This is a genomic window from Pseudomonas sp. GQ91 (assembly GCF_059758795.1).
Map to the genome: position 1 here is coordinate 340,749 of NZ_JCAXED010000002.1, position 16,656 is coordinate 357,404.

Consider the following 16,656-nt stretch of genomic DNA (forward strand, 5'->3'; position numbering starts at 1 on the left):
CTCGGAAGTCGCCGTCTTAGCGGTACGACTTCGAGGGGTTATGAGCGTTCAAGGGAATTGATGGACGGGAATCAGCGGATGGAGAGCACAGCGCTCAGGGTATTGCGCGGCGCATTGATGGAGGTGTTGCTGTAGCGGAACGAGCCTTGGGCCCGCACGTCCAGCTCAAACACATAGACATAGCCCATTAAGGTCCCCGCGCCATTGCACGCCTGGCTGATGGAGCCCACCTGGCAGACCGCCGTGCTCCGGCCCGCCAGCCGCGCGCCGTCGAACGAGGCCACGGAGTTGTTGCCGATGCCCAGTTCCTTCACGTAGACCTTGGTGGGTCCGCGATGCGCACACAGATGGGTACTCTCCGCCCGTTCGGGGATGACCTCCGTGCAATTGGCCGACTCGACCTTGAACACGCGCACCTCGCTCAAAGCCGGTGCAGGCGCGCCCCACGCCGGTGCCGGTCCCAGCCACAGGCTGACGCAGGCAAACGGAGCTAGACTCCACGCGATGGCTTTTTTCATGCTTTTAATGACCCACGGCTGAACGTCGGGCAAGTATGCCCCAAGGCCACACTCAACAAAACCGAGGCCGGGTGCCACAGGCCCGCGACCTGCTGGTATGATGCGCCGCTTTTTCCGATCCTCTCTCGAAAACACGCGGCGCCTGGCGCAGTTTGTGCTTTGACTTTGAGGTCAACAAATAACGGCGCCGAGCGCGCCACAGGGAGCAGGCATGCTGGAAAAGCTGTTTCAACTCAAGGCCCACGACACCAACGTGCGCACCGAGATTCTCGCGGGCATCACCACCTTTCTGGCCATGGCCTATATCCTGTTCGTCAACCCGAGCATTCTCGGCGAGACCGGCATGGACAAAGGCGCCCTGTTCGTCGCCACCTGCCTGGCTGCCGCCATCGGCTCGGCGATCATGGGCCTGATCGCCAACTACCCGATTGCCCTGGCGCCGGGCATGGGCTTGAACGCCTTCTTTACCTACACCGTGGTCCTGCACCAGGGCCACACCTGGCAAGTGGCGTTGGGCGCGGTCTTCGTTTCCGCCGTGCTGTTCTTCCTGCTGTCGATCTTCCGCATCCGCGAATGGATCATCAACAGCATCCCGCTGCCGCTGCGCTCGGCGATTGCCGCCGGTATCGGCCTGTTCCTGGCGCTGATCGCCCTGCAAAACGCGGGCATCGTGATCAGCAATCCGGCGACCATGTTGAGCATGGGCGATCTGGCCAAGCCGGCGCCGGTTCTCGCCACGCTGGGTTTTGCCCTGATCGTTGCCCTGGAAGCCTTGAAGGTTCGCGGCGCCGTGCTGATCGGCATTCTGGCGGTCACCATCGCCTCGATCGTGCTGGGCTTCACGCCGTTTGGCGGAGTGATGTCGATGCCGCCTTCCCTGGCCCCGACCTTCCTGCAACTGGACATCGCCGGCGCCCTCGATATCGGCCTGATCAGCATCATCTTTGCCTTTCTGTTCGTTGACCTGTTCGATAACTCCGGCACCCTGATCGGCGTCGCCAAGCGCGCCGGCCTGATGGGCAAGGACGGCCACATGCCGAAAATGGGCCGCGCGCTGATCGCCGACAGCACCGCCGCCATGGCCGGTTCCCTGCTGGGCACCTCGACCACCACCAGCTACATCGAGTCCGCGGCCGGCGTGAGCGCCGGGGGCCGCACCGGCTTGACGGCCATCGTGGTGGCGATCCTGTTCCTGCTGGCGTTGTTTTTCTCGCCGCTGGCCTCCAGCGTACCGGCCTTTGCCACCGCGCCAGCGTTGCTGTTCGTGGCGGTGCTGATGACCTCGGGCCTGGCGGAAATCGACTGGGACGACATTACCGTTGCAGCGCCGGTGGTGATCACTGCCCTGGCGATGCCCTTCACTTACTCCATCGCCAACGGCATTGCCTTCGGTTTCATCGCCTGGACCGGTATCAAGCTGCTTTCGGGCCGCTACCGTGAACTGAACCCGGCGCTGGTGATTCTGTCGCTGCTGTTTGTGATCAAGCTAGGCTGGTTCCCCGCATGACTTTTGATGCTGCAAGTTACGCCCTGCAACTGCAAGACAAGGTCACGCGCCTGCGTGACCTGCTCGCACCGTTCGACGCGCCCGAGCCACAGGTTTTCGACTCACCGTTGCAGAACTTCCGCCTGCGCGCCGAGTTCCGCCTGTGGCGTGAAGCAGGTCAGCGTCACTATGCGATGTTCTCCCAGGACGACAAGCGCACGCCGATTCTGATCGAAGCGTTTCCCATCGCAAGCACCCGCATCAACCAGTTGATGCCGCAGCTCAAGACGGCCTGGCAAGCCAGCGCCGCATTGAGTCACAAGCTGTTCCAGGTCGAGTTCCTGACCACCCTGGCCGGCGACGCGATGATCACGCTGTGCTATCACCGCCCGCTGGACGAACACTGGCACGCGGCGGCCAAGCAGCTTGCCGCCGATCTGGACGTCAGCATCATCGGCCGCTCGAAGGGCAAGCGCGACGTGATCGGCCGCGATTACGTGGTGGAGAAGCTCGAGGTCGGCGGCCGTACCTTCAGTTACCGCCAGCCGGAAGGCGCGTTCACCCAGCCCAACGGCACGGTGAACCAGAAAATGCTCAACTGGGCCTATGAAGCCCTGGGCGATCGCGGCGACGATCTGCTGGAGTTGTACTGCGGCAACGGCAACTTCACCCTGCCGCTGGCAACCCGTGTGCGCAAAGTGCTGGCCACCGAGATCAGCAAGACCTCGGTCAACGCAGCCCTGAGCAACCTCGATGAAAACGCTGTGGATAACGTCACACTCGTGCGCTTGTCCGCCGAAGAGCTGACCGAAGCCTTGAACGAAGTGCGGCCGTTCCGTCGCCTGCACGGCATCGATCTCAAAAGCTACGCGTTCGGCAGTGTATTCGTCGACCCGCCGCGTGCTGGCATGGACCCGGACACTTGCGAACTGACCCGACGCTTCGAGAACATCCTGTACATCTCCTGCAACCCGGAAACGCTGGCGGCGAACATCGCGCAACTGCACGACACACACCGTGTTACCCGGTGCGCCCTGTTCGACCAGTTCCCGTGGACCCACCATATGGAATCGGGTGTGCTGCTGACCCGTCGGTAATCCGCGCCGGAGCTGGCTCGCCAGCTCCGGCAACACCTGGGGTGTCCGGCCGCGCGGGTGGCCATCGGCGCAAGCCGCTTTACAGCACAGCAAGGCGTTGGTCCTTGCCATTCAGCGTTCGATAATCGAACGATTCTCCAGCGCTCGCCGCCGCCTCGATTGACCAAATTAACCATTCAGTACATTTTGTCTCTCTCGATAAAAACAACCGTGGAGACTGCCTCATGGCACCTATCGTGCTGCTGCTCAATGGCCCCCTCGGCGGCCGCACCGCCACACAATCTGGCCTCAAGCTGAAAGGGCGTGAACAATGAATGCGCGCATTCTCGCGGGCCTGATCGGTTCGGGTATCCAGGCTTCGCGCACCCCGGCCCTGCATGAACATGAAGGCGACGCCCAAGGCATGCGCTACCTGTACCGCTTGATCGACCTGGATCAACTGAACCTGGACAGCAGCGCCCTGCCCGACCTGCTCAAAGCCGCCGAGCAGATGAACTTCACCGGGCTGAACATCACTTACCCGTGCAAGCAACTGATCCTGCCGTTGCTTGATGAGCTGTCAGCCGAAGCACGCGCGATTGGCGCGGTGAACACCGTGACCTGGCAGGCCGGCAAGCGCATCGGTCACAACACTGACTGCCTGGGTTTTGCCGAAGGGTTGCGTCGCGGCTTGGGCGATACAGCGCGCAAGCGCGTGGTGCAGATGGGCGCAGGCGGCGCCGGGGCTGCAGTGGCGCACGCGCTGCTCGGTGAAGGCGTGGAACAACTGTGTATTTTTGATCTGGACAACAACCGCGCCCAAAGCCTGGCCGACAACCTCAACCAGCATTTCGGCGCCGGTCGGGCACAGGCCGGCAACGACCTGGGCAACGCCATGGCCAAGGCCGACGGCCTGGTCAACACCACGCCCGTGGGCATGGCCAAACTGCCGGGTACTCCGGTGCCGGCGACGCTGTTGCGCCCAGCGCTGTGGGTGGCGGAAATCGTCTACTTTCCGTTGCAAACCGAACTGTTGCGCGATGCGCGGGCCTTGGGTTGCCGCACCTTGGACGGTGGGCATATGGCGGTGTTCCAGGCGGTAAAAGCGTTTGAGTTGTTCAGCGGCGAAGTGGCGAATGCAGAACGGATGCTCGAGCACTTCCAGCGTATGAATAACTGACGCCGGATCGTTCAAGCCTGCAAGTAGCGCAATACCGACTCACAAATCATCGCCCGATGACGTTGTTTGACCGCCTCATCCGACAACTCGATCTGAAAAATCTCACTGAACGTATGCCGGTTGGAGACCCGGTAAAAACTGAACGAGTTGATCAGCAAATGCACATCCAGCGGCTCCAGCCCTTCGCGGAAGAGGCCCAGCTCGGCGCCCCGGCGCAAGGTGGCGCCGAGTGCCTCGAGGATGTTGCTGTTCATCGCCTTGATCGAATCCGAACGCTTCACGTATTCGGCGTTGTGGATATTCTCGATGCTGACAATACGCACGAAATCCACGTTCTGGTCGTGATGATCAAAGGTGAACTCCACCAGGCGCCGGATCGCCTCACGCGGCTCGAGCGCGGTGAGGTTCATCCGGGTTTCGGTGTTGCGAATATCCCCGTAGAGCTTTTCCAGCACCTCGACGTATAACTGCTCCTTGCTGCCGAAGTAGTAATAAATCATGCGCTTGGACGTGTGGATGCGCTCGGCGATGGCATCCACGCGCGCCCCGGACAGCCCCTGCTGGACGAACTCGACAATGGCCTCTTGAAGAATGTTCTCGCGGGTCTTTTCCGGGTTGTTCTTACGGCTTTTGCGCGGAGCCTGGGACCCGGCGGACAGTTCGGAAGTCGACGTCATGTTGCACTCACGGCCATTGATGCTAGCCGTGATTATGGAGTGGCGCGTCCCACGAAGGAAGGGGCAACCCCCTACAACCTGGCTTGGCGCGGCGCGCCGCTGCGGGACTTGGCCATGGCCGCCAGACGTACCGCCACGTTGGCCGCGCCGTAACCGGAATAACCGTGCTTGCGCTGGATGATTTCGAAGAAAAAGCGCCCTTCGAAAGGCTCGGTGTACACGTGAAACAACTCACCGCCCTGGGCGTCACGGTCGTATAGGACGTTGTAGTACGCCAGCTCGCTGAGGAATTGCTCGTCGAAATCAAACCGTGCCGCCAGGTCATCGTAATAGTTGAGCGGTATATCCAGCAGCGGTACGCCAGCCTCTTTGGCGCGGCTCACTTGCGCGAAGATATCCGCGCACTCAAAGGCAATGTGATGCACCCCGGAGCCACGATAGCTGGAAAGCGCATGGGAAATCGCCGTGTTGCGGTTCTCGGAAATATTCAGCGGCAGGCGGATCGAACTGCAGCGGCTGCGCAAGGCGCGGCTTTTTACCAGGCCATAAGGGTCGGGCAACACCACTTCATCATCGGCCTCGAAATCCAGCAGGCTCTTGTAGAACAGCACCCAGCTGTCGAGGCTGTCGGCCGGCAGCGCCATGGCCATATGGTCGATACGCAACAAGCCCCCGCTGTCGGCCGTTGCAGAGTGCAGGTTGAAGTCAGTGTCGTAGCGTCTTTCCTGATCATCCACCAGATAAATCAGGCTGCCGTCGGGAGCACGTACCGCCGCCAGTTCCCGTTCATTGGGACCGACCAGACCGCGATACGGCTGGCCCTTGTAGGCCACCGCGCGCTGCAGGGCCTTGGCGCTGTCCTTGACCCGGATCGCCGTGGCGCACAACGACGGGCCATGGGCCTCGAAAAAGTTGTGCGCAAACGAATAAGGCTCGCAGTTGAGGATCAGATTGATATCGCCCTGTCGCAACAAGCTGACGTTCTTGGAACGATGCTGCCCCGCGTTGACGAACCCCAGGCGCTGCAACCATTGCGCAAGCTTGGCAGCGTGGCTTTCATCGACGGCAAATTCGAGGAATTCGATGCCGTCATAGGCGCTGGCGGCCGGGGTATCAAACAGCAGATCGACAGGTTTAGCCTCGCGTTCAAGACGTTGACGGGTCTTCTCTTCCAGGTACAGCAGTGAACGCAAACCATCGGCGGCATTGGCCCGGGTCGGCGCGGCCCGGAAACCGTCATTGAAAATTTCCAGGGACAGCGGACCGGTGTAGCCACTCTTGATAATCGGTGCGAGAAAACCTGCCAGGTCAAATTCGCCCTGGCCGGGGAAGCAGCGGAAATGCCGGCTCCACTCCAGCACGTCCATGGCCAGGATCGGCGCATCGGCCATTTGCACGAAGAAGATCTTGTCACCGGGGATATCGGCGATGGCCGTGGGATCGCCCTTGAGCGACAAGGTATGAAAACTGTCCAGCAACACGCCAAGACTGGGGTGATCTATCTCACGCACCAGGCTCCACACCTGTTGCCAGGTATTGACGTGTCGGCCCCAGGCCAGCGCTTCGTAACCGATACGCAGGCCGCGACGCCCGGCGTGTTCGGCCAACAGGCCCAAGTCATCGCGCAGGATCGAATGCTCGCCCGTCGAGTCCGCCGACGTATTACTGCACACCAGCACCAGGTCGGTGCCCAGCTCCTGCATCAGGTCAAACTTGCGCTCGGCCCGCTCCAGGTTGCGCGCCAGGCGTTCACGGCGACAGCCTTCGAAATCGCGAAACGGCTGGAAGAGCGTGATGGCGATGCCCAGGTCGGCGCACCTCTGCTTGATTTCACGCGGGCTGCCGTCGTAATACAGCAAGTCGTTTTCGAAGATTTCCACGCCATCAAACCCGGCCGCGGCGATGGCTTCGAGTTTCTCCGGCAGAGTGCCGCTCAGCGAAACGGTGGCGATGGAACGTTGCATGGACTGACTCCCGGCCATTGAGGCTGATCTTGCTTGAAGCAAATTATTGGCCGCACACTAAAGCACAGCAATGCAAAATGTACGAACCGGTTAGTTTTAAGTGCGATTATCGAACACAATGACGGTTGGCGAATTGACGATTTTTTAGTCACTGCGCACCATCGACTGTGCATCCAGGACCACGTTCAATGGGCGCCCTGAATGATCAAGACCCAGAACACACCATAAGAATTTCAAAAAACGGGTACCTCTCATGCCAACGCAAAACTCCGCCATGGCCGCGCGCCTCGGCAACCCGGACGCGGCCATCGGCGACAAGATCCGTGACGCCCTCGCCGTCGGTAAAACCCGCTGGGGCATGTTGGCCCTGGTGTTTTTCGCCACCACCCTGAACTACATCGACCGTGCCGCCCTCGGCGTCATGCAGCCGATCCTGGCCAAGGAAATGAGCTGGACGGCGATGGATTACGCCAATATCAACTTCTGGTTCCAGGTCGGGTACGCCATCGGTTTTGTGCTGCAAGGTCGGTTGATCGACCGGGTCGGCGTCAAGCGCGTGTTCTTCTGCGCAGTCCTGCTCTGGAGCATCGCTACGGGCGCCCACGGGCTGGCAACCTCGGCGGTGGGTTTTATGGTCTGCCGCTTTATCCTCGGCCTGACTGAAGCGGCGAACTACCCGGCCTGCGTCAAGACCACCCGCCTGTGGTTCCCCGCCGGCGAGCGCGCGGTGGCCACCGGTATCTTCAATGCCGGTACCAATGTCGGCGCCATGCTCACGCCGATGCTGTTGCCGTTGATTCTCCACGTGTGGGGCTGGCAGGCGGCGTTCCTCTGCATGGCGGCATTGGGCGGGATCTGGCTGGTCTTCTGGGGGTTGAAGTACTACAACCCGGAAGAGCACCCGAGCGTCAAGCAATCGGAATTGGACTACGTGCAACAGCACAGCGAGCCCGAACAGCCTCGCGTGCCATTCAGCCGCATCCTGCGCATGCGCGGCACCTGGGCTTTCGCCATTGCCTACTCGCTGACGGCGCCGGTGTTCTGGTTCTACCTGTACTGGCTGCCGCCGTTCCTCAACCAGCAATACAACCTGGGCATCAACGTGACCCAGATGGGCATCCCGCTGATCATCATTTACCTGACGGCGGACTTCGGCAGCGTCGGCGGCGGGATCCTCTCCTCGTTCCTGATCGGTCGCGGCATGCAGCCGATCAAGGCGCGATTGCTGTCGATGCTGCTGTTTGCCTGCTGCATCGTCGGCGTCATCCTCGCCGCGGGCGCCAGCCAGTTGTGGGTTGCGGTGTTTGCCATCTCCCTGGCCATCGGCGCGCACCAGGCCTGGACCGCCAATATCTGGAGCCTGGTGATGGACTACACGCCCAAGCACATGATGAGCACGGTATTTGGTTTCGGCGGGATGTGCGCGGCCATCGGCGGAATGTTCATGACTCAGATCGTCGGCCATATCCTGACCGTGACCAACAACAACTACACCGTGCTGTTCACCCTGATCCCGGCGATGTACTTCATCGCGCTGACCTGGATGTACTGCATGGCCCCGCGCCAGATTCCCACCGTCGAGGCCTGAGTCAAACTCAACGCCGCCGCTGCTGCCAGGCAGCGGCCAGGCCGCTCAAGCAAATCACCCCGATCCCGACCACGGTGGTCAGGTCCGGGGTGTGATTGAACACCAGCCATCCCAACAACCCCGCAAACACGATCTGGCAATAGCCGAACGGCGCCAGCAACGCCGGGGCCGCCACGCGGAATGCCTTGGTCAGCATCAGGTGCGCGGTCATGCCGCAGGTGCCCAGCGCCAGCATCAACACCGCGTGGCGCCAGCTCGGCACCTGCCAGAAGAACGGCACCAGCGCGCTCATCACCAGGGTGTTGCACAAGCCGGCGAAGAAGTTGCTGGTGGTGGGGCTGTCGTACTGACTGAGGGTGCGGGTCAATAGTTGGTAGAAGCAGAAAAACAATGCCGACGTCAGCGGCAGAAATACAGCAGGCGTAAACAGTTCACCGCCCGGGTGAACGATGATGATGACCCCGACAAAACCGCAGATAACCGCCAGCCACTGGCCGCGCGTCACATGTTCGCCCAGCAGTGGCACCGACAATGCCGTCACCAGGATCGGCGCCAGAAAGTTCACCGCCGTTGCTTCGGCCAAGGGTATGTAGTGCAGCGCCGCGGTAAAAAACAGGCTGGTGCCCAACAGGCACAACGCCCTGGCGATTTGCCATAATGGCCGCTTGCTGCGCAGCACCCGCAAGCCTGATTGCGGCAGGAAGATCCCGGCCATCAGCAGTGTATGCACCATATACCGGGCCCACACCACCATCACGATCGGGTAGAACCCGGCCAGGTATTTGGACAGGGCATCGTGGCTGGAGAACAGGAATGTCGCCACCACAATCAGCAGAATGCCTTTGAGGGGATGGTTGACGCCGGAAAGTGGAGTGCTGAGGGTCATTGAATTCTCGCGCGCGACAGGCTGAAATGACCACCCAGAACGGTGGCATTCAACCGGTTAATCTAGAACCGGTCGCAGGTCTACCTCAAGAGCATAACCAAACACCGGGCGAACAGCTAATGTCGATCAGTTAAGCGAATGAGGCACCCTGTAGGAACGAGGGGGGGCGCCTAGCCCTTGCTCGCGAAAAAACGTCAACGATAACGCGTGCCTTCTGGATAAACGCGGCGCCTTTGAGTTCTTCGCGAGCAAGCTCGCACCTACAAGATCGGCATTAATACAAACAGCGCACTAAATTGCAGGAATCGAGTCCAACGCTCCACGCCCGCCAGCCATTGCGCGCATTTCCACCAAGGCCTATCCCTTATGATGAGAAAAACCCTGTTTATCCTCTCCACCCTGGTGCTCCTCAGTGCTTGCGATAAAGAGCCGCAGGTCAGCCAGCCGCAACCGGCGTCGGTACAAGCCACCCTGGTGCCGGAAGTCTTGCCTACCGACAAATGGGTCGGCCAATGGGTCGGCGTTGAAGGCCTGAGCCTGACGGTCAACAAAGATCAGAGCATCGGCCGCGGGCATTATCTGCTGACCATGCGCTACGGCCTCGACGCCGATGCGTCAGGCACCTTCAAGGGCGTGGCCACCGAAGAAGGCATCAGTTTTACCCGTCCCGATGGACCGCAATTGCTGCGCGCTGGCGACGGCGTAGCCACTGGCTTGAAGTGGCTGACCGAGAAAAAAGATTGCCTGGTGGTCAATACCGGCGAAGGCTATTGCCGTTAAAACGACCATACTCACTCACGATTATTGCGCCTACAGCACGCACACCAAGAGGATTGCCACATGCTATGGAAAAAGGGCCGACGCAGCGACAACGTGGTCGACGCGCGTAACAACGGCGGCGGTGGCGGCGGTATGCGCTTTGGCGGTGGCAAGGGCCTGAGCTTGACGGCCATCGTGCTGATCGTCGGCATCGGCCTGCTGACCGGCCAGGACCCGATGCAGATCCTCGGGCAATTGAGCGGTCAAATGACCGAGCAAGCCCCTTCCGTCAGCCCGCAAACGCGCCAGGCACCACCGGCCAACGACGAGCAGGCCGAATTTGTCCGCGCCGTGCTGGGCGATACCGAAGACACCTGGGGCCAGGTGTTCAAGGAAAACGGCCTGACCTACAAGAACCCCAAGTTGATCCTGTTCCGTGGCCGGGTGAACTCCGCCTGCGGTGGCGCGACGTCCGCCAGCGGCCCGTTCTATTGCCCGGCTGACCAACAGGTGTACATGGACCTGGATTTTTTCCGGGAAATGTCGCAACGCTTCCAGGCCGCCGGTGATTTTGCCCAGGCCTACGTGATCGCTCACGAAGTCGGCCACCATGTGCAGACTCTGCTCGGGATCTCTTCGAAGATTCAGGCGGCGCGCCAGCAAGGTCGCCAGATGGAAGGCGACGGTGGCCTGCTGGTACGCCAGGAGCTGCAAGCCGACTGCTTCGCCGGGGTCTGGGCCAATCGTGCGCAAAAGCGCCTGAACTGGCTGGAACCCGGGGATATCGAAGAAGCGCTGAATGCGGCCAATGCCATCGGCGACGATCGGTTGCAGCAGCAGGGCCAGGGTCGTGTGGTGCCTGATTCGTTCACCCACGGCACCTCGCAACAGCGGGTACGCTGGTTCAAGACCGGTTTTGCCCAGGGCCAGATCACCCAATGCGACACCTTTTCGGCCACCCGTCTTTGATGAGCAAGCGCTGGGGCTTACTGCTGGGTTTGATGCTGGCCGGGTCTGCCACCTGGGCCGCCGAACAGACGGTCAAGGTGCTCAGCCCCGCGCGCTTTGCGCTGCAGGCGGGCGACTTGAGCATCGGCCTCAGCCAGGATTGGCGCCAGCCACTGCCACAGATCAGCCGCGCCGTGATTATCATCCACGGACGCCTGCGCAACGCTCAGTCCTACTTGCGAAGCGCTGAAGACGCCGCGCGGCATGCAGGCCAAAGTGCCAGTACGTTGCTAATCGCCCCGCAGTTTCTCAACGACGCCGACATCAAGCGCCACCGCTTGGGCGACACGCTGCTGCACTGGCAGGGCAATCACTGGATGGCCGGCGAGTCGTCAATCGGGCGTGGCCAGATCAGTTCTTATGGCGTCCTGGACCAGATCATCGAGCACTTGGGCAATCGGCAACTGTTCCCGGGCCTGAAAGAAATCGTGGTCGCCGGCCATTCCGGAGGCGGCCAGGTGGTGCAGCGCTTTGCCTTGACCGGGCATGATCACCCGACCCTGAGGGCCGCGGGGATCAGCCTGCGCTATGTGATCGCCAACCCTTCTTCCTATGCGTACTTCAGCCCACAACGCCCGGTGAAGTTCGAGCCGGCCAGTTGCGTGGGCTTCAATGAGTGGAAGTACGGCATGCAGCACCTGCCGGCCTACGCCAATGGCCGCAGTCACGAAGAACTGGAAACGGCCTACGCAGCCAAAGACATTACCTACCTGCTGGGCCAGCAAGACACCGACCCGAACCACCCGGCGCTGGACAAAAGCTGCGCCGCCGAGGTGCAAGGCGCCTACCGGTTGATTCGCGGGCAGCATTATTTCGACTACCTCAAACAACGCCATCCGCAGATACAGCAGAAGCTGATTGAAGTCCCGGGGGTGGGCCATAACGGCGACAAAATGTTCACTTCGCCTGAAGGCCAAGCGGCCTTGTTCGACTAATCCCCCAGACAAAACCCAATCAAACAGGAGGTGCCTGGTTTAGAGCATCCGTTGCAACGCCGCGCAATCCTCGGCATGCCAATCCGCCAGCTCCGGCCATGGATTCTCCGGCAGGTTGACCAGGACCGTCCTGGTCCCCGCCGCACGGCCGCAGTCCAGGTCAAAACGATAATCACCGACCATCACCATCTCGGCGGGCGCCACGTCCCAGGCTTCGGCCAGTTTCAACAGGCCACCGGGATCCGGCTTGGGAGGCGCATCATCACGCCCCAGCACATCCTCCACCGCAAAACAGTCCGCCAAGCCAATCGCTTGCAGCGTCACGTGGGCCAGTTCCCGAGCGTTGCGGGTCAGGATGCCCAGGCGGCAACCGCGCTCAGCCAGCGCCCGCACCAACGCCACCGCACCTGCGGCGGGCCGCGAGCCGAGGGCCAGTTCGCGCTCATGCTCCAGCAACCATGCATGCTTGGCGGCCGCGATGTCCGCCGGCAACGCTGCCAGATGCGTGAGGATGTCGTCGGTCGCCGGAATATCCAGCGCCACGCGAATCGCCGCAAAATCATGGACCGCGACCGTCAGCGTGCCGTCCATGTCGAACACCCAGTGTTTAACGTGCTTCAGGCTCATGCCCAATCCTTGCGATGGCGAATCAACCCTTCCTGGGTCACCGACGCCACCAATTGACCCGCGCGGTTGTACACGCTGCCACGGGAGAACCCCCGGGAATTGCCGGCCCACGGGCTGTCCATGGCGTAGAGCAACCAGTCGTCGGCACGCAGGTCGGCGTGGAACCACAAGGCATGGTCGAGGCTGGCCACTTGCATGTCTTTCTGCCAGACCGTCTTGCCATGGGGCAGCAACGAGGTGGTCAGCAAGCCGAAGTCCGAGGCGTAGGCCAGCAGGTATTTATGCAAGGCAGGCAAGTCGGCCAGGGCTCCGTCGGCGCGGAACCACACATATTTGACCGGATCCGCCGGCTGCGGGTTGTACGGGTCCTTCTCGGTCACCGGCCGCACTTCAATCGGCTTGGGGCAGAGCAATTTGTCGCGCATGTGTTCAGGAATCAGGTGCGCGCGCTGGCGAGTCAGCTCCAGTTCCGACGGCAGGTTCTCCGGCCCCACTACCACTGGCATGGTGGTCTGGTGTTCAAAACCTATTTCATCGTACTGAAACGATGCGCTGCAGGTGAAGATCGGGTTGCCCTTCTGGATCGCCGTCACCCGCCGCGTGCTGAAACTGCCGCCGTCGCGTACCCGGTCCACCTGATAGACCACCGGCAGCGCGGCATCGCCAGGGCGCAGGAAGTAACCGTGCAACGAATGCACATGTCGCGCTTCCTCAACGGTCTGGCTGGCCGCCGACAGCGATTGCCCCAACACCTGACCGCCGAACAGTTGGCGAAAGCCCAGGTCCTGGCTGCGACCACGAAAGAGATTTTCCTCGATCGGTTCCAGGGTCAGCAAGTCGACCAGATCTTCCAACACTTGGCTCATTCAAACTCTCCTCACACAAAGCAGTACCGCGCAGTCTTGGCTGCGGCGGGCGAGATTATCGGGCATCGGGCGGTCTGCTTATCCATGCAGCGTATCCAACCACTGGCCGCGGGTGATGCGATACAACACATGATGGCGCAGCGGATCGTCCGCCGCGAGCTTGGGGTGTACAAAATCCGCCGCCGGATCGTAATGCATGCCGATGGCCTGCATGACTTTCTGTGACGGCTGGTTGGTCTGGGCAGTGAAGGCCACCACCTCATCCAGTTGCAACCGGTCAAATCCACAGCGCAAGGCCGTCCACGCCGCTTCGCTGGCATACCCCAGGCCCCAATGTTCGCGAGCCAGGCGCCAGCCAATCTCGACCGCCGGGGTGAAGGCTGCGTCAAAGCCGACGTTCATCAGCCCGGTCAGACCGATAAACGCGCCGCTGTCCTTGCGCTGCAGGGCCCACAAACCAAAACCAAACTCGGCGAAATGCCCCCGGATGCGCCCGATCAACGCGGCGCTTTCCAGTCGACTCAAGTGGGCCGGAAAATAACGCATCACCTGCGGGTCCGCGCACATGTCGGCAAACGTCGAGAGATCGCTATCGCGCCATTGGCGCATCACCAGCCGTGCGCTTTCCAGTTGCAGTATCGGCTCCATGATTCGCCCTCCCCTGACATGTGCGTGAGTGTACAGCGCTGTTAAGATCCTTCGTTGGTTCCCGTCAGAAATCGCCATGCCTTTGCCATTGATCTACCACGACGACTACAGCCCCGCGTTCCCGGCGGACCACCGCTTTCCCATGGACAAGTTCCGCCTGCTGCGCGATCACCTGGTGGACAGCGGCCTGACCCTGGACAGCCAACTGCTGCGCCCAGCGCTGTGCCCCAGCGAGATTCTCGCCCTGGCCCATGAACCCGGTTATATCGAACGCTACATGAGTGGCGAGTTGTCCCGCGAAGACCAACGGCGCCTCGGCCTGCCATGGAGCGAAGCCCTCGCCCGGCGTACCGTGCGGGCGGTGGGCGGTTCCCTGTTGGCCGCCGAACAGGCGCTGGAGCACGGGCTGGCCTGTCATCTGGCGGGCGGCACCCACCACGCGCATTACGACTACCCGGCGGGATTCTGCATTTTCAATGATCTGGCGGTGATCAGCCATTACCTGTTGCAAAGCGGTCGGGTGCACCGCGTGTTGATTTTTGATTGCGACGTGCATCAAGGCGACGGTACCGCGCGCATCCTTCACGACACACCGGACGCTATTACCGTGTCCCTGCACTGCGAAAAAAACTTTCCCGCCCGCAAGGCCAAGAGCGACTGGGATATCCCGCTGCCCATGGGCATGGGCGATGCCGATTACCTCAAGGTGGTGGACGATGCCCTCAATTACCTGCTGCCGCTGTATCAGCCGGACCTGGTGCTGTACGACGCCGGTGTCGATGTCCATCAGGACGACGCGCTCGGCTACCTCAAACTGACCGACGCCGGCCTTGCCGCCCGTGACGAAAGCGTGATGCGCCATTGCCTGGGCCGCGACATCCCGGTGGTCGGGGTGATCGGCGGTGGCTACAGCAAGGATCGCCAGGCCCTGGCGCGCCGCCACGGCATCTTGCACCACAGCGCGCAACGGGTCTGGACGTCATCAGGGTGTCACTGAGTTGTGGGTGTTACCCACAATGACTGTGGAACGGCCTGTGGATAACCTGAGCGAAAGGTCCTACAAGCAAGGCGCTACATAGCCTGCAGGACGCTGTACGTTTTTTGATCAGGCATCCGTGGCGTCCTCGGGTAGAATACTCGGCCTATTTCGCCGAACCGTAGTCACGCCATGCCCCAGACCCAAGCCCAGCCGCATCACGTGACGATCATCGGCGGCGGTCCCGCCGGACTGATGGCCGCCGAAGTCTTGAGCCAGGCCGGGGTGCACGTGGACCTGTATGACGGCATGCCGTCGGTGGGGCGCAAGTTCCTGCTGGCGGGCGTGGGCGGCATGAATATCACCCACTCCGAACCTTACCCGGCATTCTTGTCGCGCTATGCCGAACGAGCGCCGAATATCGCGCCGCTGCTGCGCCAGTTTGGCGCCGAAGCCTTGTGCGAATGGATTCACGGTCTGGGCATCGAAACCTTTATCGGCAGCTCCGGGCGAGTATTCCCCACTGACATGAAAGCCGCGCCGTTATTGCGCGCCTGGCTCAAGCGCCTGCGCGATCAAGGCGTAGTTATCCACACCCGCCACCGCTGGCACGGCTGGAATGCTGACGGCAGCCTGCTTATCCACAGCCCCGAAGGCGAGAAAAACCTGCGGGCGGAGGCGCTGGTGCTGGCGCTGGGCGGCGGCAGTTGGGCGCGACTGGGTTCGGACGGTGCCTGGCTCAAGCTGCTGGAAGACCAAGGGGTGCCCTACGCACCGCTGCAACCCAGCAACTGCGGCTTTGAGGTGTCGGCCTGGAGCGACTTGATGGTCAGCAAATTCGCTGGCGCACCGCTGAAAAATATCGCCATCGGCTTGGCGGATGACACGCCGCGCCTTGGCGAATGCGTGCTCACCGCCACGGGCATCGAGGGCAGCCTGGTCTACGCGCTGTCGGCGCCGATTCGTGAAGCGATCAATCGCGACGGCTCAGCGACGGTGCATCTGGACCTGCTGCCAGGCAAACCGTTGCAAAAAGTCCAGGCAGCGCTCGCCAAGCCACGCGGTTCACGCTCGATGAGCAAGCATCTGCACAGCCAGTTGGGAGTGGACGGGGTAAAAGCCGCACTGTTGCGAGAGCTGGCGCCCGCCGGGCATTTCAGCGATCCACTGCAATTGGCCGCCGACATCAAGGCGCTACCGCTGACACTGGTGAAACCCCGCCCGCTGGACGAAGCCATCAGCACCGCTGGCGGCGTGCCGTTTGAAGCGCTGGATGAACGCTTGATGCTCAAGCAAATGCCGGGCGTATTCTGCGCCGGGGAAATGCTCGACTGGGAGGCACCGACCGGCGGCTACTTGCTGACGGGGTGTTTTGCCAGCGGGCGAGCCGCAGCGCGCGGCATGTTGGAGTGGCTGAAGCGCTGAAACCTGCGGTAAGTTCAAATCCGCTTTCGCGAGCAAG

The 16,656-nt window shown here is 61.6% G+C and carries 16 protein-coding genes; 9 read left to right on the forward strand and 7 right to left on the reverse strand.

From position 1 onward, the window contains the following. Positions 1-71: 71 nt before the first annotated feature. On the reverse strand, positions 72-518 hold the full coding sequence (locus AC6CIA_RS03730; RefSeq protein ID WP_498310661.1) for a DUF4879 domain-containing protein: 447 nt from the start codon (positions 516-518) through the stop codon (positions 72-74). Positions 519-729: 211 nt separating this feature from the next. On the opposite strand from AC6CIA_RS03730, the gene AC6CIA_RS03735 reads away from it, so the two are divergent. From AC6CIA_RS03735 to AC6CIA_RS03745, 3 genes are all read left to right on the forward strand, one after another. Continuing rightward, on the forward strand, positions 730-2,025 hold the full coding sequence (locus AC6CIA_RS03735; RefSeq protein ID WP_084376433.1) for an NCS2 family permease: 1,296 nt from the start codon (positions 730-732) through the stop codon (positions 2,023-2,025). After that, complete coding sequence (gene trmA / locus AC6CIA_RS03740) at positions 2,022-3,101, forward strand: tRNA (uridine(54)-C5)-methyltransferase TrmA (RefSeq protein WP_498310662.1); 1,080 nt, start codon at positions 2,022-2,024, stop codon at positions 3,099-3,101. The genes AC6CIA_RS03735 and trmA overlap by 4 nt, the downstream gene beginning before the upstream one ends. Before the next feature lie 310 nt (positions 3,102-3,411). Beyond that, positions 3,412-4,260 (forward strand): shikimate dehydrogenase, encoded by an 849-nt coding sequence (locus AC6CIA_RS03745; RefSeq protein ID WP_498310663.1) that lies wholly within the window; start codon positions 3,412-3,414, stop codon positions 4,258-4,260. Positions 4,261-4,271: 11 nt separating this feature from the next. Here AC6CIA_RS03745 and AC6CIA_RS03750 read toward each other — a convergent pair whose 3' ends face one another. Both AC6CIA_RS03750 and quiC read right to left on the reverse strand, forming a co-directional pair. Continuing rightward, positions 4,272-4,937 carry a TetR/AcrR family transcriptional regulator gene (locus tag AC6CIA_RS03750; protein ID WP_498310665.1) on the reverse strand — a complete coding sequence of 222 codons (666 nt, stop codon included), beginning with the start codon at positions 4,935-4,937 and terminating at the stop codon, positions 4,272-4,274. Between the two features lie 71 nt (positions 4,938-5,008). After that, positions 5,009-6,901 carry a 3-dehydroshikimate dehydratase QuiC gene (gene quiC / locus AC6CIA_RS03755; protein ID WP_498310667.1) on the reverse strand — a complete coding sequence of 631 codons (1,893 nt, stop codon included), beginning with the start codon at positions 6,899-6,901 and terminating at the stop codon, positions 5,009-5,011. A 253-nt stretch (positions 6,902-7,154) separates the two neighbouring features. Between quiC and AC6CIA_RS03760 the strand changes: the two genes are divergently transcribed. Next, a complete protein-coding gene (locus AC6CIA_RS03760) occupies positions 7,155-8,489 on the forward strand; it encodes an MFS transporter (RefSeq protein ID WP_498310668.1) in 1,335 nt (444 codons plus the stop codon). Between the two features lie 7 nt (positions 8,490-8,496). On the opposite strand, the gene AC6CIA_RS03765 is transcribed toward AC6CIA_RS03760, so the two are convergent. Continuing rightward, positions 8,497-9,375, reverse strand: a complete 879-nt coding sequence (locus AC6CIA_RS03765; RefSeq protein WP_084376440.1) for a DMT family transporter — start codon at positions 9,373-9,375, stop codon at positions 8,497-8,499. Positions 9,376-9,744: 369 nt separating this feature from the next. On the opposite strand from AC6CIA_RS03765, the gene AC6CIA_RS03770 reads away from it, so the two are divergent. Genes AC6CIA_RS03770 through AC6CIA_RS03780 form a run of 3 tightly spaced genes read left to right on the forward strand, consistent with a single transcriptional unit; the run spans position 9,745 to position 12,077 of the window. Continuing rightward, complete coding sequence (locus tag AC6CIA_RS03770) at positions 9,745-10,155, forward strand: hypothetical protein (protein ID WP_339530329.1); 411 nt, start codon at positions 9,745-9,747, stop codon at positions 10,153-10,155. 60 nt (positions 10,156-10,215) lie between these two features. Further along, positions 10,216-11,103, forward strand: coding sequence for a KPN_02809 family neutral zinc metallopeptidase (ypfJ, locus tag AC6CIA_RS03775; RefSeq protein ID WP_498310670.1), 888 nt, complete (start codon positions 10,216-10,218; stop codon positions 11,101-11,103). Beyond that, complete coding sequence (locus AC6CIA_RS03780) at positions 11,103-12,077, forward strand: alpha/beta hydrolase (RefSeq protein ID WP_498310671.1); 975 nt, start codon at positions 11,103-11,105, stop codon at positions 12,075-12,077. Before ypfJ ends, AC6CIA_RS03780 begins: the two co-directional genes overlap by 1 nt. 39 nt (positions 12,078-12,116) lie before the next feature. On the opposite strand, the gene AC6CIA_RS03785 is transcribed toward AC6CIA_RS03780, so the two are convergent. From AC6CIA_RS03785 to AC6CIA_RS03795, 3 genes are all read right to left on the reverse strand, one after another. Next, positions 12,117-12,704, reverse strand: a complete 588-nt coding sequence (locus tag AC6CIA_RS03785) for an HAD family hydrolase (RefSeq protein ID WP_498310673.1) — start codon at positions 12,702-12,704, stop codon at positions 12,117-12,119. Next, on the reverse strand, positions 12,701-13,570 hold the full coding sequence (tesB, locus tag AC6CIA_RS03790; RefSeq protein WP_084376443.1) for an acyl-CoA thioesterase II: 870 nt from the start codon (positions 13,568-13,570) through the stop codon (positions 12,701-12,703). The genes AC6CIA_RS03785 and tesB overlap by 4 nt, the downstream gene beginning before the upstream one ends. A gap of 78 nt (positions 13,571-13,648) precedes the next feature. Then, positions 13,649-14,218, reverse strand: coding sequence for a GNAT family N-acetyltransferase (locus tag AC6CIA_RS03795; protein WP_498310674.1), 570 nt, complete (start codon positions 14,216-14,218; stop codon positions 13,649-13,651). A gap of 76 nt (positions 14,219-14,294) precedes the next feature. Between AC6CIA_RS03795 and AC6CIA_RS03800 the strand changes: the two genes are divergently transcribed. Continuing rightward, positions 14,295-15,215 carry a histone deacetylase family protein gene (locus tag AC6CIA_RS03800; RefSeq protein ID WP_339530281.1) on the forward strand — a complete coding sequence of 307 codons (921 nt, stop codon included), beginning with the start codon at positions 14,295-14,297 and terminating at the stop codon, positions 15,213-15,215. A gap of 171 nt (positions 15,216-15,386) precedes the next feature. Further along, positions 15,387-16,619: a TIGR03862 family flavoprotein gene (locus tag AC6CIA_RS03805; RefSeq protein WP_498310675.1), complete on the forward strand. Its 1,233-nt coding sequence runs from the start codon at positions 15,387-15,389 to the stop codon at positions 16,617-16,619. The last annotated feature ends 37 nt before the right edge of the window (positions 16,620-16,656 follow it).